This is a genomic window from Mesorhizobium sp. L2C084A000 (genome assembly GCF_000502875.1).
Taxonomy (GTDB): Bacteria; Pseudomonadota; Alphaproteobacteria; order Rhizobiales; family Rhizobiaceae; genus Mesorhizobium.
In genome coordinates, this window is sequence record NZ_AYWX01000011.1 from 38697 (window position 1) to 58541 (window position 19845).

The 19845-nt window shown below is 59.7% G+C and carries 14 protein-coding genes and 3 pseudogenes; 9 read left to right on the forward strand and 8 right to left on the reverse strand.

All coding sequences use genetic code 11. The features are described 5' to 3' along the window. Positions 1-910: 910 nt before the first annotated feature. Positions 911-1177 (reverse strand): DUF2285 domain-containing protein, encoded by a 267-nt coding sequence (locus X735_RS144235; RefSeq protein ID WP_023812664.1) that lies wholly within the window; start codon positions 1175-1177, stop codon positions 911-913. A 122-nt stretch (positions 1178-1299) separates the two neighbouring features. Here X735_RS144235 and X735_RS144230 point away from each other — a divergent pair, with 122 nt between their 5' ends. Beyond that, positions 1300-1518 carry a helix-turn-helix transcriptional regulator gene (locus tag X735_RS144230; protein WP_023730016.1) on the forward strand — a complete coding sequence of 73 codons (219 nt, stop codon included), beginning with the start codon at positions 1300-1302 and terminating at the stop codon, positions 1516-1518. 416 nt (positions 1519-1934) lie between these two features. Here the strand turns inward: X735_RS144230 and X735_RS144225 are convergent, their stop codons facing one another. Both X735_RS144225 and X735_RS01000000166120 read right to left on the reverse strand, forming a co-directional pair. After that, a complete protein-coding gene (locus X735_RS144225; RefSeq protein WP_023812665.1) occupies positions 1935-2630 on the reverse strand; it encodes an OmpW family protein in 696 nt (231 codons plus the stop codon). Positions 2631-2799: 169 nt separating this feature from the next. After that, positions 2800-4859 (reverse strand): annotated as a pseudogene (locus tag X735_RS01000000166120) (prolyl oligopeptidase family serine peptidase). A 758-nt stretch (positions 4860-5617) separates the two neighbouring features. Between X735_RS01000000166120 and X735_RS0134660 the strand changes: the two are divergent. Both X735_RS0134660 and X735_RS144215 read left to right on the forward strand, forming a co-directional pair. Beyond that, complete coding sequence (locus tag X735_RS0134660; RefSeq protein WP_023812667.1) at positions 5618-6346, forward strand: IS110 family transposase; 729 nt, start codon at positions 5618-5620, stop codon at positions 6344-6346. Between the two features lie 658 nt (positions 6347-7004). After that, positions 7005-7361, forward strand: a complete 357-nt coding sequence (locus X735_RS144215) for a hypothetical protein (RefSeq protein ID WP_023736366.1) — start codon at positions 7005-7007, stop codon at positions 7359-7361. Between the two features lie 191 nt (positions 7362-7552). Here the strand turns inward: X735_RS144215 and X735_RS1000000168865 are convergent, their stop codons facing one another. Continuing rightward, positions 7553-7843, reverse strand: a complete 291-nt coding sequence (locus tag X735_RS1000000168865) for a hypothetical protein (RefSeq protein ID WP_031213553.1) — start codon at positions 7841-7843, stop codon at positions 7553-7555. A 259-nt stretch (positions 7844-8102) separates the two neighbouring features. Here X735_RS1000000168865 and X735_RS1000000168870 point away from each other — a divergent pair, with 259 nt between their 5' ends. From X735_RS1000000168870 to X735_RS144195, 4 genes are all read left to right on the forward strand, one after another. Beyond that, positions 8103-8288 (forward strand): hypothetical protein, encoded by a 186-nt coding sequence (locus tag X735_RS1000000168870; RefSeq protein ID WP_050592721.1) that lies wholly within the window; start codon positions 8103-8105, stop codon positions 8286-8288. 246 nt (positions 8289-8534) lie between these two features. Then, positions 8535-9839 carry a lysine N(6)-hydroxylase/L-ornithine N(5)-oxygenase family protein gene (locus X735_RS144205; protein ID WP_023812669.1) on the forward strand — a complete coding sequence of 435 codons (1305 nt, stop codon included), beginning with the start codon at positions 8535-8537 and terminating at the stop codon, positions 9837-9839. 506 nt (positions 9840-10345) lie between these two features. Next, a complete protein-coding gene (locus tag X735_RS144200; protein ID WP_023812671.1) occupies positions 10346-11125 on the forward strand; it encodes a phytanoyl-CoA dioxygenase family protein in 780 nt (259 codons plus the stop codon). A 329-nt stretch (positions 11126-11454) separates the two neighbouring features. Further along, positions 11455-13458 carry a class I tRNA ligase family protein gene (locus tag X735_RS144195; protein ID WP_023812672.1) on the forward strand — a complete coding sequence of 668 codons (2004 nt, stop codon included), beginning with the start codon at positions 11455-11457 and terminating at the stop codon, positions 13456-13458. A gap of 784 nt (positions 13459-14242) precedes the next feature. Here X735_RS144195 and X735_RS144190 read toward each other — a convergent pair. The 3 genes and pseudogenes from X735_RS144190 to X735_RS144185 form a co-directional block, all read right to left on the reverse strand. Continuing rightward, positions 14243-15700: an NAD-dependent succinate-semialdehyde dehydrogenase gene (locus X735_RS144190; RefSeq protein ID WP_196815344.1), complete on the reverse strand. Its 1458-nt coding sequence runs from the start codon at positions 15698-15700 to the stop codon at positions 14243-14245. Positions 15701-15900: 200 nt separating this feature from the next. Then, positions 15901-16564 (reverse strand): annotated as a pseudogene (locus X735_RS1000000167875) (pitrilysin family protein); the annotation flags it as partial. Between the two features lie 700 nt (positions 16565-17264). Next, complete coding sequence (locus tag X735_RS144185) at positions 17265-17519, reverse strand: hypothetical protein (RefSeq protein WP_023762863.1); 255 nt, start codon at positions 17517-17519, stop codon at positions 17265-17267. A gap of 345 nt (positions 17520-17864) precedes the next feature. On the opposite strand from X735_RS144185, the gene X735_RS144180 reads away from it, so the two are divergent. Beyond that, on the forward strand, positions 17865-18077 hold the full coding sequence (locus tag X735_RS144180; protein WP_023679670.1) for a cold-shock protein: 213 nt from the start codon (positions 17865-17867) through the stop codon (positions 18075-18077). A gap of 227 nt (positions 18078-18304) precedes the next feature. Here the strand turns inward: X735_RS144180 and X735_RS144175 are convergent, their stop codons facing one another. Further along, positions 18305-18775 (reverse strand): MucR family transcriptional regulator, encoded by a 471-nt coding sequence (locus tag X735_RS144175; protein WP_023812675.1) that lies wholly within the window; start codon positions 18773-18775, stop codon positions 18305-18307. Between the two features lie 414 nt (positions 18776-19189). Here X735_RS144175 and X735_RS1000000169915 point away from each other — a divergent pair. After that, positions 19190-19843 (forward strand): annotated as a pseudogene (locus X735_RS1000000169915) (ISL3 family transposase); the annotation flags it as partial. Positions 19844-19845 lie beyond the last annotated feature (2 nt).

The following is a 19845-nucleotide window of genomic DNA, read 5'->3' on the forward strand; positions in this document are numbered from 1 at the left end:
CCAAGGAACCGAGCGTCTGGGAAAGCACCGCCGTGCGCTCGATGTTACGTCATCCACCCCCGAAGCGGGCGGGTGGCGTTCTGTTGGTGTTACGAGCTCTTCACAGATATGATCGAGTTCGGCCCGTCGCGCTGTGCCGGCCGAATTGTCACCGTCACCCATGTGCATGGAGCGCATGCTTCGCCGCGCCGGCCGCGCCGATCGGAGAACCCACACAAAAACCCGCGGCGTGGCCGCATATCAACGGCTCCAACGAGACGGTGAATGCCGTTCGGCTAAATGGCGGGGTTCATGAGCCGGCGCTGTGATGACGGGCCGTCGTGATCCTAGCGTGCCTGGGCCATGGACTGGGCAGAAGGCAGCGCCGCCGGCCGGCCGGACCGGTGGAAGACTATCACATCATCGTCGCGTCGCGCGTCGACCTGGCGCGTTGAGGCGATTCTGTCTCGGACTCTCTCAGGCGCGTGGGCCGTATTCTGGTGTCCAGGCCCTGACCGACATCTCCAATCCCCGGGTTCGAGGAGTGGTACTCAATCCGTACGTCGCCATATGGACACTATCGATCTGCCCGCCTGGCAGTTGAGACACCGGCTGTGTGCCTTTAGGTGTATATCATCTGTTTAGCTACGCCCGGATGACTGCGAGATCCTTGTGTCCACCGCAAGCGCGTGGCCGTCGCCTCTGCCTCGTCCTCCAGGCGCTCGGCGGTTCGCCTGCCGGGGGTGGAACGGGAAATGCCGAAACCCTGATCGGCGAGCCACGGGTTCAGGCGGGCCGGTGAGAATCCTGCCGATCATCTGCGTGGAGGCGTTCGCCGCGCCATCCAGGACAACACGCGCTCATNACGCGCTCATAGAGACGAGTACAGGGATTTCCTGCTGAGGCGAAATGGAGCGCACGGTGTAATTGTTCAGCCGGCGAACAATTTCTTGTAGCCAGTAGTGACCATCCAGTTCGCACGGTCGAGATGACTACGAAGAGTCTTCCTGGCGCGCTCCGGTTCGCGTGCTGGATCGATGCCGAGGATGACGTGGGCCATCTCTTCTTCGCTCGCATCATCGGCGGAGGCGTCTAGGAGCCGCATATAAGTCGTGAAATGCGCTTTATCGTAGGCCGTGAGGCTGTCCGACCAGTGCACTTCGTCAGCAATTGGCGTGTTCGACTTAGGCTGTAACATCGCTGGTTATACCTCCGGAAAACGGCCTCCGCGAAGCCCTCCGCCAGCGGATTTAGAAGCTCGATGTGGATTACATATTATAGTTGATAAACTCAAGCTGCGTAATCCGCTGGCTGTCGTGCATGGATATGCGCAGGTTGGTCGGACGTAATGTGCAGAGGATCAGGCTAAGGAAGCGTCTGACGCAGGAGCAGCTTGCCGAGATTTCCGGGTTCAGCCAGCAGTACATCAGCGGCTTGGAGAAAGGCCGAAGAAATCCGACGATCATAACGATCTATGAACTGGCATTGGCCCTCGGCGTCAGCCACACGGATCTGGTTAGGCCCGACAAACAGGCCTGACGCACCCGACTTCCAAGTAATTGCTACGGCACCGCGCGCCTGACGGCGCGCGGGGATGTTCGTCAACCGCGCCCCGCCTTCTTCGAGAGGCTTAAGTGATCTCACCCCGTTCGGCATCGCGCCCCTGGCGCGGGGCAGCCTGTCGGCTGCTACTGGCAAGTACCTGTCGGGTGCAGCCGGAACGCCCACTCAACAACGGCTTCTTCAAGTAACCCAACAATCGGCTGCTATGCGTTGGATGGCCATTGCATAAAGTTCATCAGAACGTTCCTCCGATTCGGACACGTCCCCCAAAGTTACAAGGCCCACCCCCTAATGATCCGGTCACTGGCCCGTGCAGCGCCGGCGTGGAAAAGGGCGCCCGAGGCGCCCTTCATTTTAGATAGGCTGTCAGCAGCCCGCCTTCGCGTTGCGCATCAGAAGCGGTAGGTGACACCTGCGCCTATCAACCAGGGATCGAGCTTCGCCTTTCCAGTCAGCTTCGCGCCGTCGACCGTTACGTCGAAGCCTGGCTTGAGGAACAGCTTCTTCACGTCGAAGTTAACACCCCAGTGCTGATCCACCATGTAGTCGAATCCGACCTGCAGCGCCGTGCCGAACGTATTCTTAACCTTGAGAGCATCGGCGCTGCCGGCACCCTGGTTATAGAAGATCGTGTAGTTCACGCCGGCGCCTACATAGGGCTTGAACGCGCCGAAATCGGTAAAATGATACTGCAATGTGAGCGTGGGCGGCAGCAGCCAAACCTTGCCGATATTGCCCAGCGCGCCGATCGCTCCTTGGCCCTCGATGTTGGCGTAGGTGGTGCCGAGGATAAGCTCGGCGGCGATGTTGCCCGTGAAGAAATAGGAGATATCGAGTTCCGGCGTCACAGTGTCCGAATAGGAGAGACCGGAGCCGGGCACTGCATTGACGTATCCCGAATCCTCAGTGACGACCCCCAACGCACGCAGGCGGATCTGCCAAGGGCTTGGCCGTTCCGGGACCGAGGCTCCTGCCTGCGGGACGCTCGGGGCTTGCACAAGGTCGGCCGCAACGGCTTGCTGTCCCACCACCATGAGGACGACGGCCGCTGTTGCTCCCCGCGCCACGCCCGTTTGCTTTCTCGCCATGATATCTCTCCTTGCTCTTCAGAAATGGTCGATTGCAGTATGAAAACCCTGTTGGAATTGCTTGATATTAACGGAGCAACTGCGTGACTGTGCACACATATTTGCACCGTGCTCGTGATCAGCAATCTGTACTCACTATTGAAATGTTGCTCGTGTTGGCACCGGTCACCTATCGACCGATATCGGTTTGCCAGCCGATCGAACTGCGAAGGAATTGTACCCAGGGCAATGAACGCGGTCCGCTCCCGGTTGTCCTTGCCGTAGCCATGCCCGCCCGCGCGGCCGGATAGCCGAGAGCTTCGCGGCCATCTTACGCGCGTGGCCCGGATGGACGCGGTCGTCCCGCTTCGTGGTGGCGAGCAGGATAGGCGGATAGGGCTGTCCCGGCGCCGCGGCGTGATAGGCGGAGATTTCTTTCAGGAAAGTCCAATCGTCCGGCTTGTCAGGATCGCCATATTTCCAGCTCACACCCGCCAAAAGCTTGGTGTAGCGATGCATGTCGGTAAGTGGGATTGTGCCAAACAGTGCGCCGAAACGATCAGGATAGCGTGTCAGCATATTGGCGATTAGGAGGCCGCCATTTGAGGCGCCCTCGGCGGCAATCCGCCTCGGCCGCGTAATGCCCCTTCGCACCAGGTCGGTGGCAACAGCGGCGAAATCGTCATGGGCGAGGCGTTTGCCCTGTCTGCGCCCGGCGTCGTGCCAACGGCTGCCGAACTCGCCACCGCCCCGGATGTTGGCGACCACGCACGTGCCGCCGCGTTCTAACCACAGCTTGCCGATCGAGGAGTTGTAGTAGGGCAGGACCGATACGCCGAACCCACCGTAGGCGGTGAGATCAACCGGGGCATCTCCGTTCCCGCTCGCCGGGCCGACCTGCGTATAGGGGATCATCTCCCCATCGGTCGAGACTGCCTCGTGGCGCGTGACCACCAGTCCGGATGCGTCGAAATGCTCCGGGCTGCGCCTCAGGATCACTGGGGCGCTGAGAGGTGGCGCGGTATTGAGGTCGATCAGAAAAGGCTGCGGCGGCGTGATCGGGTCTTGAGCCGAAACGAGGACCTCTCCATTGGTCTGGTGACGTTCCGCATCGAATGACCAGAGGTGAACAGTCCCTTCGGCGGGCACGGTGTCCAGGGCTCGGCGCGTCCATTCCTGGCGGCTGGGGGTGAACATCTCGAAATGCGGAACGAGGTTGACGAGGTAGGAGATGATGAGCTTCCCGTCATTCCAGAAGAATGACTGCAAGGAGCGCCTGTCGCCTGATTCAAAGAGGGCTGCAAGACTGTGCTCGCCGGCGATGAACGAGGAAAGCGAGATGCCGATCAGCGCGTCGGCGGCATGGGTCGCCCCTCCCACCGTCCACGGCTTGCGCGGCCTTACCCCCAGCCAGTCGCCGAATCCATTCCAGCGGGCGTCCCGTGGAAGGTCGATCTGTATCTTCGGCCCGCTCCTGTCGCCGATATGACCTATCATTTCGAAGAAGGCCGGCGTCTCGATGAACCAAAGGCGCTCGCTCCCGGCAGTACGGTCCAAATGACCAGATACGCCGAGGGATTCGGAATCGGCCTCGAAGATTACCGCTGAGGTGAGCGGATCCGCGCCACGCTTCCACAGCCGCACGGTGCGCGCGTAGCCGGAGCGGGTGGCCTTGCCATCACCAAACGCGCTAGAAAGCAGAAGCGTGTCAGGGTCGAGCCAATTAACCCCGCCCTTGGCATCCGCGAGGTTGAAACCGTCGGCGACGAAGCTAAGAGACTTCAGATCGAATTCGCGATGCACGACCGCATCGCTTCCGCCGCGCGACAGGCGCAGAACGGCTCTTTCCCATCTCTCCGGCTCGATCGACGCGCCGCCCCAGATCCAGTCCTCTCCGTCGCTAACGGCGACGGCGTCCAGATCGAGCAGTGCCTCCCATTGGGGATCCGCCTTCATGTAGGCGGCAAGGGTGCTCCGGCGCCACAGTCCGCGCCGGTTGCGGGCATCTTGCCAGAAATTGTAGAGGTAATGACCGTGGCGCTTGATCTGGGGAGTTTTGTCCGGACGGTCGAACATCGCTGTGAGAGCCGCGCGGTCGCGCTCGAATTGCGTTCCATCGAAGTGCCCCAGTGTCCTGGCCGACTGGCTGGCGGTCCAGTCAAGTGCCCGTTCGCCTTCTATATCTTCAAGCCAAAGATAGGGATCATCGTCGGGAGCATTCAGAGTTGGACGGAAATCGAACGCGGTCATGTCCGTACAACCTGAAGAATGACAGCGCAAAGGCCTCCTTCCGCTCGGGAAAGCTGAGTGTTCGCGGCGGCGACCGCATGCTCGGCGAGCGTGATCATGGGATGAGGTCTTCTCAGTTGGTGCGGCGCGGCAGTGCGTTTGCGCATAGGACTTGCATGTGTCGTGCCAACCAGGAAAATCTTTTCAGAACAATACGATCACTTTGATAGCGCTGTGTCTTATGTCCGACATCGTCGTAGCTCCGACAATGACTGCGACGGTAGGCGCCTGATCGATCTAGTGTAAGCGCGGAGCCAATCCCATCTGGCGCGGCATCAGATGATGGGTGAGAGATGATGACACTGAAGGAGCGAGGAGCTTGCGGTGTCAATTTCTATGTCTGCGCCTATGTCTGATGATAAAAGTTTCCATCTTCTTGAAGCGGTTCCGAACCGGAGGCAAGCCCGCAGCGTCTGCGGCGCTGGTCGGCGCAAGCGAAGGCACGGCTCTGATCGAGGCGACGCTGAAGCCGGGCGCGAATGTGTCGGCGATCGCGCGAGAGGCTGGAGTGGCGACCTCGCAGCTGTTCGGCTGGCGGCGCAAGGCGATCAAGAGCGGTGCGGTGACGCCGCAGCGGGATGCGGATCGAATGGCTTTGTCGAGGTCACCCAAGCGGCGTCTTCAACGGTGGAGATCTGTTTGGGTGATGTGGTCATTCGGGCTGGCGCCGATGTCGGCCAGGATCATTTGGCCAGGATTATTCGCGCGGTCCGCCAGGCATGATCCCGTCCGGCGTGAAGGTGTTGGTCGCCAGCCATCCGGTCGATTTTAGAAAAGGCCCCGACGGCCTTCTGGCACTGGTGCGCGATGCCAGCTCGGACCCGTTCAACGGCGCGCTTTACGTCTACCGCGCCAAAAGAGCTGACAGGGTAAAGATCGTTTGGTGGGACGGGTCTGGGGTTTGCCTTTACCTCGTCATTGAGGGCAACGACATGATCCCGGCGACCGTGCGTTCGGCACTGTTGCCTTTGGTGCGCCAACTGAGCGGACTTGATGCCGAGATCAGGCAGAGCGATCAGGCTATTCTGGCCCTCGCCAAGACTGATGAAATGGCACGCCGTCTGATGACCGTTCCCGGCATCGGCCCCATTACTGCTTCCGCGCTTGCGGCGAGCATCCAGGATATCTCCACCTTCTCGGGCCCGCGCGAATTCGCCGCCTTCTTAGGGCTCACGCCACGGCAAAACTCCTCCGGCGGAAAGGAACGGCTGGGACGCGTCTCCAAGATGGGTAACCGATATTTGCGCAAGCTGCTCGTAGTCGGCGCTCATGCCGTTCTGTTCCATCGCAAGCGTTCCGGCGGTGCGTTGAGAAACTGGGCGGATCGCCTGATGGAGACCAAGCCCTCCATGCTTGTCGCCGTGGCGACCGCCAACAAGCTCGCCCGTATCGTCTTCGCACTTATGCGCGACGCAACACACTATGCCGGCACACCGGCGTACCAATAGCATCGGCAAAGGCCGCGAACCGGAATCGAGGGTGACAATGACGTGATGGGAACAGACGAGGACAGATCCTGAAAGCCTGCAGCATAGTCGGAGCTTCGAGCTCGCTCTCTTGATCAGGCCAGGGATCAGCGGATACCATCAGGGCCAGCAGTCACAAGACCGCAGCAACAGGCCGGAGACATGACCGCACCCGCGACCATCCCATCGCTGAAAACAAACCCCTGATCAGCGGGCCGTCCAGACATGACTATTTTGTATTGCTCGACGGACTGCCTCTGTCGTCGTGGCGCTGCCGTGTAGAACCTGGCCCATAGTGCCTCCTTCCATTCGGAAGAAAATAATGCACCATCAAAGCTCGGAACCAAACACCTAGAATGCCATTCAGCTTTTTTTATTTCATTGTAGACACTCCAGCTGAAATGACGCCCTTGACCCTGCCGCTCTGAGCGCAGCACCCGTGGCAGGCGGCGCTTCCATCGTTCACTTCGCGGCAAAGGCCGATGGCGCCCCAGGAAGTGATGAGGGCAGCGCAACCAAAAACGTTTGCCTCGCGGCTTCGGTCCTGCCCTTGACTAGTTGGCGGCGATGTACAGGGATTTCCCGAGAGCCTACGTCGACCGTGCAAAGGCCTGCAACTGCTGAGTGAGAGGAGGGACGCTTGGACGAACACGATCCGAAGGAAGAGCTGATCGAGACGATTTTTCGCAACGGCACAATCACCGTCGTCGGCATTCTGCTTGCCTTTTCGCTCGGCTTCGTCACGCATTGGGCGGCGAACCCCATGCCATGGCGGCTCTACGACCTGTTCGCCGTTGTGCCGATCCTGGTCGGCATCACGTTGCAGTTGCGGGCGCTGTCCCTGCTACTCGACATGAGTTCGTTGCGCCGACCCATCTACGAACGCGCCAACCGCATCTTCATGGCCGGCCTTATCCTGACCGCGTGCGGCGTCGGGCTGGCCATCCTGCTCGATGTCTTCGCAATGTCGATGAAGGGCACGCTGCCCGGCGCTTGACGGCCTGTCCCTGCGCTTTTGAGCTGCCGCAATCGGCCGACGCGACGCGTCAGATCCGAGGGTTCCTAGTGCTTTCCCCCAAGCAGCGTCAGCCTTCTTCCCGAAGAACGCTTTCTCTAGATTGCATTAGCGGATGTTTAGAGCGTGGGCTTGCCGGAAATTACGTCTCGGTGGCATAACCCGCGTAGCTTTTAGGGTGTTGCCAGGAAGACCGATTCGCGGGCGTGGATGGATAAATGCATTGCGTCAGGAAGAGGCTCGGCAGGTTGCGTGCGCGCATTGCCGAACTGGAGCGCGATCTCGTGGCGATTACACCTCAGGGGCGCCATCGGCGTTTCGAAGCCGGACATGAACTTCGCAATGCGAAGTGCCGCCTGAAGCGTCTTGAGGAATGCACCGCTGAAATACCGGAGAAATGTGGCCGTTAGCGCAAGCTTCGCCGCTCTCAATCTTTGCCACGCGGTCGGCTGGTCGGCGGGCAACAGTTGCCGATCGTGCGGGTACTCTGTCCGGCAGAGACGCAAGGTCCTGCACTGTCCGTTCAGGAAGACTTCGTGCTGGTCTCCACAAGAGAAGTATTCTGGTGCAGAAGGTGCCCGATTAGCTATCGGAAAAAGGCGACATCGACGTGCAAATCGGGCGCCGCAGTGAGGTGTCCCCCCCAATGTCGGATTTTCGACAGGATCGTAAATCCGCCAACCCATTGTTTAATAAAATTTCCTTCTCTGGCACGGCCCATGCATGGGACTCTGCGAACGCATCAGCGAGACCTCGTCCATGATCATGCGCACCGAAAATGCCGTCGCCGCAGTGAAAACCGCGCACTCGCCTGCCATCAAGCCGCCGAAAGGCCGGCGCGTCATGGTCGAGGCGGGCGATTGCGCCGGCTTCAAACACCTTAGTGGGCCTGGAAAGCTCCTCGCGTGACGGCGAGGGGGCATCCAGACGGGCGGAAAGGACAAACGTCGTTGCCCCACGTCGCCGGGCATCACCCGTCGATTGTCACCGCGCTGGAATGCTCGGGTCTACATGCGAAGACCCGAACGCGCAGGACAAATTCTCGCAAGCCCGGTCGGGACTGGGGCTCGAAGTCCGTGAGGGGAGGATAATGGCTATGGCCGATATTCGCCGCGAACAAGCCGCCTAGTGGGAAGACGCTATAGGAGGAACCAGGTGGAGTTATCTTGCGTTGGGATCGGTGCTGGCCCGTCCAATTTGAGCCTTGCGTGTCAGATACACGAGCAAGTTGGGAAAGGGGCAGTGTTCCTGGATCGGCAGGTCGACTTCCGCTGGCATCCAGGCATCGCATTCGATTCCTCGGAGCTCCAGGTCAGCCACTTCAAGGACCTGGTCACTCTGGTGAATCCGCGATCAGCCTACACTTTCGTAAACTTCCTGCACGAGAACGGGCGTCTGTATCACTTCCTGAACGCACAGTTCGAAGCCGTGCTCAGAGTGGAGTTCGAACAATACCTGAACTGGGTCTTCCACAGGAACCCACTTGTGCGTGGCGGCGAGACAGTGCGCGAAATCCGCTTTGACGGCGAGTTTCAGGTGCGGACGGATAAGGCGGTTCTCGGCGCCAGAAACGTTGTGGTCGGCATTGGCAAGCAGGCGCAAATTCCGCCTCAATTTCAGGGCTGGATTGGACGCAACCTGTTCCACTCATCTGTTTTACTGCACATCCACCCTGAGGTGCGGAGAAAGCATGTCTGCGTGGTCGGCGGAGGCCAGTCGGGAGCCGAGGTGATGTTGCACCTTGTCGGCCTGCCGAACGAACGGCGGCCTGCCTCGATCACTTGGGTCTCGCAGCGCGAAAACTATCTGCCTCTGGACAACAGCCCGTTCACAAACGAGTTGTTCATGCCCTGCTTTTCGGATCGCTTCGCGGCGATGAGCGAGTCGCAGCGTAAGCTGCTCCTGCGGCGTTTCGTGCTTGCTTCGGACGGCATTTCGGAAAGCACGTTGCGCGCGATCTATCAGGCGCTGTACCGCCATGCATTTTTCGAGCCATACCGATGCGACATCACACTGCGGCCGGGCTGCACCGTCTCGCACTGCATCAACGCCGGACCGGGTCACAGGCTGACCCTGCAGCATGGCATGGACGAGGTCGAAGAAGTCACGGCTGACATCGTCATCCTGGCCACCGGTTACGAGAACGCGGTCCCAAGCTTGTTGGAACCGATCATGGGCCGCTTGGAGCAGATCGACAATGAATTAGCTATTCGCGAGGATTTTTCGGTGAGCTGGGACGGACCGTGTGACAGACGCATCTTCGTACAAAATGCGAGCCTCGGGCAGCGCGGCCTGGCCGATCCGAACCTAAGCTTGCTGGCCTGGCGCGCGCGTCGCATCCTCGATAGCCTACTTGGGCGCGCGCCATGCGCGAACCCCGAGCATCCTGGCTTCATCACTCATACCTCGATCGAGAGCTGGCCCGACCACGCAGCCGAAGAAATGGGCAGTGGAATATGACTCGTATGCTTTTGATCATCGGCGGTGGCATCCTAGGAATGATGCCCGCCTGCGCTGCGGCGAACCCCGGAGGCTTCTCCGATATCATCGTGACCGACCAAGCCCTTGGACCAAGCGGCGCATCGCATCACTCTGGGGGCGTGCATTTCCCCTACGGTTGCCAAGGCCGTACCAAGTCGCTCACTCGAAAGACCGCCGTGGTCTTGGCGGCCATGGCTGGGTCGGCAGGTAGCGGATGGTGCCGGCCTTTGGCGATGCGTGTCGTGGTTGAACCGGGTGAAGCGATTGATCCGGCCCAGTTTGCGGAACCCCTAGACCCGGCTGAGCCTGACATAGGCAGTCTCGCGCCGAGCTTCTGCGGACAATATCCGCCGGAGCGGAACGCACTTAGCATCGCCTCCCTCATCACGTGACTCCGTCTCTGTGGACCCGCAACTTGATCAGCGCCCGACCGCCCTAATTGGCATGTCCAACCAAACCAGTGTTTCCAACAGGAGGCTTTTCGCATGTTGACTGATGCACAAAGAGAAAAGTGGCAGAAGGACGGATACGTCAGGCTCGAAAGGTTTTTCGATCCAGCGGCTCAGGAAGATATCTCTACCTTTGTCGAAGATATGTCACGCTGGGCCGTCAGCGATGATAAATGGCTCATGTGGTTCGAGAAGACGACGGACAATCGAAAGATCACCTCCAAGATGGAGAATTTTCTCGACTTCCATGATCCATCGCATCGTTTGCTCTTAGAAGATCAGCGCATAAAGTCAGCGGTCGAGGAGTTGCTTGGCGAAGATTCGCGCAGGCTCAAGGAGTTGCTGATTTTCCACTACCCCGACAGCGGCGGCTATCTCCCGCATCAGGACATTTATCACATTCCACACAAACTCCCGGATCGGATGGTCCATGCGGTGGTTGCCATAGGCATCGACGACTCCGACGAGGAAAACGGCGGGCTTTTCTTCAGCCCCGGCAACCACGAAAAGGGGGTGTTTCCTATGGATGCCGGTGGGGTGATCTATCCTCAAGTTGCCGAAAAGTTCTCCTGGGAACCCATAGTATGGAAGGCTGGCGACATCTTCATCTTCGACGATTACGCACCGCACTACTCACGACCGAACAAAAGCAATCGTTCTCGGCGGACGCTCTACTTCGTGTTCCAGCGTGCTTCAACCGGCGGGTCGACCCGCGCTGAATATAACGTGCTTAAGCGCGCCCTTAACCCGCCCGAGGGCAAAGTGGCCGATCTCGACAATCTCAAGCCCCCAAATGGCATCTTCTATCGCGATTGAGCTCACGCAGGCCAGGCGGAGGCGTGCACACGACTGATCGACCGCTCAAAAATGCGCGGACGGTATGGCCGTCTGATTTGCGGGCTCGCGGAGAATCGACCGCAGCCCGTTAAGGCGCTTCGGCACGTGTATTAGAGGTGCCGCAGGGCGATCCTCTGTGGCGCTGCAACCCGACTGGTGCCCACCTGGTCGCCTCGCCTGGCGGCCCAGAGCTGCACTATCCCGGACGGGGCTGCCAACGGGCCGGGCTTGTTTCTGTCCACGAAATGCACGGGCGGCTGTTGCATTGGCAGCCGAAGGTGCCACTGTTACAGCTAGGGTTCCTTATCATGCGCAAATACAAGTTTTCTCGAACGGAGCTGTCGCGGGCGTTCGGTATCGACATGGCCACGCTTGGAACGGGAAGCGCTCGCACGGGGTTTTCATTCGGAAAGGTTGGACCCGGCGTCACATCCGAGCCCCATCGGCACGACGAAATCGAGGCGTTCGTGATCCTGTCAGGATCGGGCAATGTCACCACCGACCGGGGGGAAATCTCGGTCGAGGCGGGCGATGTCGTTCTGTTCCATCCTTTTGAAGCGCATGTGCTGCGCAATGACGGAAACAAAGACCTAGATTTCGTCGCTGTCTACTGGCGAGACGGCGAGGCCGCCCTTGATGCCGCTGCAAAGACCACGACCCCACGCGGCCCAATCTTCGTCTTCTCCACGCCGCCAACGCCAAATGGCGATCTGCATCTGGGGCATCTTTCTGGCCCCTATTTCGGCGCTGACGTCTATACTCGTTTCCTGCGCATGAAAGGAGTCGAGGCCTATCACCTGACCGGAAGTGACGATTACCAGAGCTACGTCGCGACACGCGCCGATGCCGATCAATCGACTCCTGCAAACGTGGCGCGCTACTACGCCGACGAGATACGCGCCACGCTTGCACTTCTCGATTGTGAGCTCCACAGCTTCCAAGCCACAATGGGCGATGACGGCTACGGCGAGTTCCAAACCGCGTGTTTCCGGAGTCTTCTGAGCAGCGCGGCGGTAGATTTGCGCCAGAGCCCTGCGCTTTTTGATGCCGTGACAGGCCATTATCTTTACGAGCCGGATGTTGGCGGCCTCTGCCCCGATTGCGGCGGCTCCGCCGCTGGCAACATCTGCGAGGAATGCGGTGCCCCAAACCTTTGCCACGACTTAGGTGCGCCGCGGTCACGGAAGTCTGCCGAGGCGCCGGTGGTCGGCTCCCTCCGCCGTCCGGAACTTGCCATGGACCAATGCTACGACAATATCGACCGGCATCTAAGGGCGTCGGGCGTCCCGCTACGGATCTTGGATCTCTTCGCGCGTCTGCGCCAACGCGGCGACTTCTCAGTGCCCATTACCCACCCCTCGGACTGGGGCCTGCCGGCCGAGGGGTTCCCGGGGCAAGTGATCTGGGTGTGGCCGGAGATGGCATTCGGTTTTCTGTACAAAATCCAGGCGCTCGGCCGCTCGATGGGTCGCGACTGGAAGGCGAAGATGCCCGGCAACGACTGGCAGATTGTCCATTTCTTCGGCTTCGACAATTCGTTCTACCACGCGCTACTCTACCCCGCTCTTTACGCCGAGGTCTTCTCCCACTGGACGCCACGCATCCGCTATCACGTCAACGAGTTCTACCTGCTCGACGGCAAGAAATTCTCAACCAGTTGCCGCCATGCGGTCTGGGGCAAGGAGGTTCTGAGCCCAAAGACCGTCGACGTCGTGCGCCTTCATTTGGGCCTGACACGCCCGGAAGGTGAGCGGACGGATTTCACGCTGGACGCGCTGCGCCGCACCGAGAACGAGGTGTTCCAAAGCATCTGGCTGAACTGGCTTGAGGCGTTGAACCAGGAAATCAAGCAGGATTTTGCCGGCCGTGTACCCGATGCAGGCGACTGGAGCCCGGTCGACCGCGCCTTCTTTGCTCGCATAGAGATCTATCGCGCTGCGATGGAGCGCGCCTATTCGGACGAAGGCTTCTCGGTTCGGCGCGCGGCCACTCAGGTCTGCGAATTCGTGCGCGATTGCGTGATCTACCGCGGGGCGCGAGACTTTGCGGCGGCGCGACGTTTCTATCCCGCCCGCAATCTGACTTCGCTAGCCCTTCAGACGACGGCCGCTGCGATCCTGGCACCGACACTCGCTCCGCTGATGCCCCGCTTCGCCAGAACGCTGGCGCGAGGCATCGATGGCGCCTCAACCGAAACATGGCCCCGGTCCGTCCAGCGCCTTGCGCCCGGGACGCGCTTTGATCTCGGACCCGTGTTGGTGTTCTACGCCAAATCCGGCAATCCTCATCTCGATGACGAGGAAACACTATGAGCCCAAAGGTGCACCAGTGAGCTGTCCCCATCTCGACCAGATCTGCGCGGCAATCAAAGCCGACGATGCCAAATATCTTGACTCGCTGTCACTGGCGAGGGAAGCCGCTCTGAATGGCAGAGACTAGATTAGCTGACCTGAACCAACGCGTCGTCAAACAACCCTGGCCCGCCCCTTCAAGGACCGCTCGGCCGATCGCTTCCCAGCCCTTGCTGTTCGTGCCGAACCAACCTCTTCGGCATCGGGATTTCCGTCCTCCAGCCGGTCCAGGCTGTCATTCGGTTCGACCCGCTTGGTCAACCTGGCGCGCCCTGGACCATGCGCCGATCACCAATGTGGATGCGAATGTGATGGTTCCTTCGATTCTGTCCGAGCGTGTACCGGCGCGGCAGTCAGCCGAAGAACAGCTGAGCTACTGATATCGGAATGTAGCAGGTCCAAATTCTGCCCCTGAAGCCGGATATTGCTCAATCAGCGTTGACGATGGCTTGGGTGCACAAGCTTCCAACCAGACCGCGCAACGACAGCCCGTCGCCTGAGGATAGTCGGCGAGGGCCGCCAAATCGCAAGCGTATCCTCCGTCGCATGCGCGCCGTCTTCGCCGACAATGCAGACGCTTGTCTCGTCGAGAGATACATCCAGCTATTTTAGGGGGCTCATCAGGGTTGCGTGTTTGCTCGGGTGCGGACCGCCCCTCAGTTCCAATCGAGGAGCGATTCTACAATTCACATGTTTGGAGATCGCTCGCTAGGTAACCCGTCTGTGAACCCTGCAAGCCGATGCTTCAGATGCCGCCCATGCAGAGGTATTTCATTTCGAGGTAGTCCTCGAGGCCATGGCGGGATCCCTCACGACCGATGCCGGACTGTTTTATCCCACCGAACGGGGCCGCTTCCGAAGACATCCGGCCGGTATTTACCCCGACCATTCCATATTCCAAGGCCTCGGCGACACGCCAGACACGCTTCAGGTTCGAGGCATAAAAATAGGCCGCGAGGCCGTAGATCGTTTCATTGGCATCACGCACGACCTGATCCGCATCTTTGAAGCGAATAATCGGTGCGAGCGGCCCGAATGTCTCTTCTCGCGCGACGGTCATCTCGCTGGTGACACCGGTCAGGACCGTTGGTTGGAAAAACGTTCCATTCGTGCCGAGGCGTTTGCCCCCGCATCGAATTGCGCCGCCTTTAGTTACGGCATCGGCAATATGGGATTCAATCTTGGCCAAAGCCTGCTTGTCGATGAGGGGTCCGATGTCCACTCCGGGCGCGAAACCGTCACCAACTTGAAGTTGGCGAGCCCGTTCCACGAATTTCTCGACGAACTCGTCGTGAACGCCCGACTGGACGTAAAGGCGGTTCGCTGAAACGCAGGTCTGGCCGGCATTGCGGTACTTCGCCTGGATCGCACCGTCAACTGCGGCATCGACATCCGCATCATCAAACACGATGAAAGGTGCATTGCCGCCGAGCTCTAGGCTGACTTTTTTGATCTGGTCCGAGCACTGGCGCATGAGTAGGCGCCCGATCTCCGTAGACCCGGTGAAGCTGATCTTGCGGACCTTGGGATTTGTGCAAAGTTCGCGGCCGACCGCGTCACCTTCGGACGCATAGATCAGGTTGACGACGCCTTCGGGGAAGCCTGCCTGATGGGCGAGGGCGAACATTGCTCCAGCCACGAGCGGCGTCTGTTCAGCGGGCTTGAGGACGATCGTGCAGCCCGCTGCCAAGGCTGGCGAGATTTTGCGCGCCACCATCGAGGCTGGGAAATTCCATGGCGTTATCGTGCCGACGACCCCGATGGGCTGCTTGATCACCAACATTCGGCGGTCCATCGATGGTGCGGAGATCGTCTCGCCATAGACGCGATTTGCCTCCTCGGCGTACCATTGCAGATACGCCGCAGCATGCGATAGCTCCGATTTGGCCTCTGCAAGCGGCTTGCCCATCTCCGCGGTGAGAATTGCAGCGAGATCGTCGGCGTGGTCGATGATCAACTGATACCATCGCCATAGAACGTCGCTGCGCTCACGGGCGGTAAACCCTGCCCATCCAGGCTGCGCGACATAGGCCTTGTCGATCGCAACGCATGTCTCTTCGACACCCATGTCGGGTAGTTCTGCCAGCACTTCGCCGGTCGACGGGTTGAGAACCTCGAATGTCCGCTCGCTAATCCGCGTGCCAAGTGTCGGCAGGCGATCAATGGATCGAAACAGGTCAGGGGATCTCAGGTGACGGGTCATCGGCAGGCACAGGGGCAATACCGGATTCCTCCTCAAACGCAGCAGGGGTATATGGCAAGTGCGGTGTCTATTCCGGATGCCAAGTTCCTTATAGGGCCTCGGCCAGACAGCTAGCAGACCACGGTACCCAAGTGGAAAGGAGAATACCCTGAAATCGCTAGAAGATGCTCGCGGTTCTACTAGTCGGGCTCGGCCGGTCAGGTGCGCGGGGGCAGGACCGGCCCGCGCGCAACCTTGCCATAGGTCTTCGCGGGCCAGCGCCTTCACCGTCTCAGGCTCTGCGTCGCCGGCCACCACCAGCACGGCGTTGTTCGGGTCGGCAGCATTTGTTGTAGATCGTGAATGCGTCGCTGCCGTTCAGCTTGTCCATCTCCTGCATCCAGCCGTTGACCGGAATGCGGTAGGGCTGATCGGCCGCAACGTCGCGTTGACCTCCTCGTCCAGCAGACCTGCGGGTTCGTCTCTCTGCGCCAACGGCGCTCCTCCAGAATCACGTTTCGCTCGGTCTTGATATCGTCGTTGAGGATGAGGTTGAACATGCGATCGGCCTCGAAGCCAATCATGTCGCCCAAAGCTAGTCATAGCGTTGGGGGCGTTATTGTAGCCGCCGCTGACTGAGACGGCTCGGTCGAACTCGCTGCCGGCGCGGTTGGTGGTCGCCTTGAAGATCAGACGCTCAAGGAAATGGGCAAGTCCGGATTTGCCGGGTGGCTCGTCGGCGCTGCTGACCTTGTACCATGTGAGTGACGACTGGCGCGCGGTGATCGCGTATGTCGATCCTTCCATGCCATAGTCGAGCAGGAAATCCGCGATCTTGCCGCCGTCGGTGGCGGCCAGAGCCGGAGCGGTCGTCACCAGGGCCAGGGCGGTGGCAGTGAACGCCGTGCGCAGCCAGGGGGAGCGATCGATGGCTCCGGTTGGAAAGGCAAGGTTCGAGGCAAAGTGATTTGTTCCTCATTTTGATGAACGCGTTGCGTCTTCGCCTCCCCGTGGGGAGGATCGGCGGGCAGCGCCGAGCCAGACCAACATGCGGCCAGGCCTCACTCGAGCCTCATCTTCGGATGGACCCAGGAGACCTGCGGCGGTGTTCTTGGCGAGGTGGTCATTGGACGGATTTTCCTTGGTCCGCGACGTCTGCGGACGACCAGGCATGCACCGTGCCAGATCAGAAAACCATTCGAGGCATGAAGACAAGTCGGGTCTGACATGTTGCGCATCCGACATTATGGGCCATCGAACAGGGCTGAAGGCGACGCGAGCATGGCTGAGAGTATCGTCTTCCTTCGGAAGACGATGAGGCGCGCTGCCGGGGAGGGGTACACGATGCGCTTCGAAGGCCGCTGCACTGACGGACAGAATTGAGATGTTGTCGCTCCAGCGCTCGCCGTGGGGGCATGCAGGCAACATTTGTCGCTGCAGGACAGCAGCACCGAAGCTGTGCGCGCTTGCCGTTGTCCCTGGGCACCAAACAGGAGAATTAGCAGTCGCGATTGATTTCATGTGCGTAAAATACCGCCTGGTGCGCTCGGCTGCAAATGCATGCCTGGCGGAGTGGTCGCTTAGGTCAAGAGCATCGCGTGAGTAACAGCCTGACCTTGCTCAATCTGATGCGCGCTAACCGCCTCGCCGGATTGTGGAACTGCTCGCGGGTGGCTTCTACCACAAACAGCAAGGTCATGAAATCAAGCAGGAAGTCGTCAATCGCCTGGGAGATTGTTTCTGACTTGCCGTTGAATTGGTCCAGCAAAACGCGCGCGCTATCGATCGCTTCCACGCTGGTGGCATCAATCAACCGCTCGACCCTCTTGAAACAATCCAAATCGAAACTCCTTTATGCGCTTGCCAAGCCGTTATGCTCGAAGGCAGTTCCGTGAACTACCCGGCCTTTGACCTGCGGCACGAGCAGCGGTCGGCCTTACGTCCCGTGCCTCCAAACACGAGCCATCGACGTGGCGCTGAGGAGCGTTGGAAGAAATTGGGCGCTTCCGGCCACGCTCGAGCGGTAGTGTAGGACAGTGCTTGCTGGCGACTACGCCCACAATGGAGTGCGCCAGCTGATCGGGGCTTAACAATTTTTCGCTTTTTGCTGCGCCCAACTCTCGGCTATGACTCGGACAGGCCTAATGGCCTGCCCACGTTGCGTTGTAAAAGAAGGAACAAGTATATGCCGACTGGAACGGTAAAGTGGTTCAACAGCACCAAGGGGTTTGGATTTATCCAGCCCGACAATGGCGGTCCGGATGTTTTCGTCCACATTTCCGCTGTCGAACGCGCGGGCCTCTCGACCCTCGCTGACGGCCAGAAGATCAACTATGAGATCGAGCAGGATCGCCGCACTGGCAAGTCCTCCGCTGGCAGCCTCAGCAAAGCTGGTTGAAATTTTCTCCTGCGTCCTTGCAAGAGTAGGCACGTAGGTCCGGAGGTCCTCACGGCCGCTCGATAGGAGCGAGGTAAAACTGAGGGCAGCAGATTGCTGTAGGCGTCGCGAATTCCTCATGAAACAAAGTTGTTTGAAAGGAAGGCGGGGTTGGCCCCGCCTTTTTATATGACGCACAGATTAAGCCGATGGCTGCAACGCTCCAGAACGAATCTCGAGTGCCGAAATCAAGCCGCGACCTTCTTGCGGGTTCGCTTCGTCGGTGCAGGCTCCGGCGCTTCGGGCGCCTTCGGTTTGCGGCCGAGCCCCATCGTCTTGGCCAATGACGAGCGCGCCGCGGCGTAGTTCGGCGCGACCATGGGATAATCCGCGGGCAGGCCCCATTTGGCCCGATATCCATCCGGCGTCAGCCCATAGTGGGTCGACAGATGGCGCTTTAGCGATTTGAATTTCCTCCCGTCCTCAAGGGAGATGATGTAGTCCGGTGTCACCGATTTCCTGATCGGGACTGCAGGCGTAAGGGCAACCGGCTCTTGCGCAGAGACACCTCCGGCCGTCGCTCTCAGAGCCGCATGCACTTGGCCGATGAGGGCAGGGAGATCCCCCACCGGGATCGGATTGTTGGAGACGTAGGCCGACACGACATCGGCGGCAAGCTCAATGAGGGTGTCGACGTTTTTTCCGGCTTCTTCTGTCATGAAACTCTCCAGGCGGTGAAACATAGTCAGCGAAGCGTCGCTTCATAGGGCCGGTTGCCGCTGAAAGCAACAATGTCTCGACAGCGTTATTGCCAATGCTCGTCCAGAAGCGACGTCGATGCGCCATATTTCCCGTCGTGACGCTGAGCCACTCGTTGTTGGCGACCCTGCCGAGGTGCGTGGCGCGTCCCGGCTGTAACTTTGCGTCGGAATTGCTAGTAGTCTTGAGCCTAAGCGCGGTTTTTTGGCTCGGTATTACTTCTTTTGACTGTGAAATCGAGGGATCGTGATCGCTTGCTGGTGGCATCAGGGACGATGGACGTTCATTGGCCATGGCCAAATGTAAGTTCATCGCCCGGTGAGCCGCTCTTCCAAAGGGCTGGGAACCGCCGCTGGTAACCAAGGACATCAATGTATTTCGAGGCGTTTCTTAGCCGGTCCTCGAGAGACGGCAATCGCTGCGGACGACACCTGTTCCACGATATCGAACAGCGCGGCGACACAGGCAGCTTCTCGAATCTGGAGCGGCTTCTCGCAAGTTGGCGCCGCGCTGAGAGGCCGGGCAAGGACAGTGCGTCGCCTGCTTCAATCATACGCGTCAACCAGCCAGCGACGCTGTCCCATACGAATCCCGCGACCGGCCGTGTGATCTCGTCGGTAGTCGCCCCGGCCCTCTGCACGAAGCCTCGGGATGTGCTGATGATCAACCAGGCCACAAAGGTCGACGTCCTGAAGCAGGGATCACATGAGTTTGCCACTATGCGCAGGCTTGCCATGCGCTGCCGCGGCATTTTGCGGGGCCTGTGAATTGGGCAAGCTCGACACTTCGATCGACGTGGCGTCAACTCCGGGTCCGTCGCCATCACGCGTTTCGGTCGGGTCCTACGCCAGCTGACGCCGTTCGCGATGCCATTGAACTACCGTGGAGCAACGGCCAGGCGGAAGGGCTGATCAACCGCCTGAAGACGATTAAACGTACCATTGGGCAGAGCGGGCTGCGAACTCATTAGGGCACACATGCTGCCACTCAGCCGGCCTGATCACCACACAAAGCGAGGAAGAACCTAGTC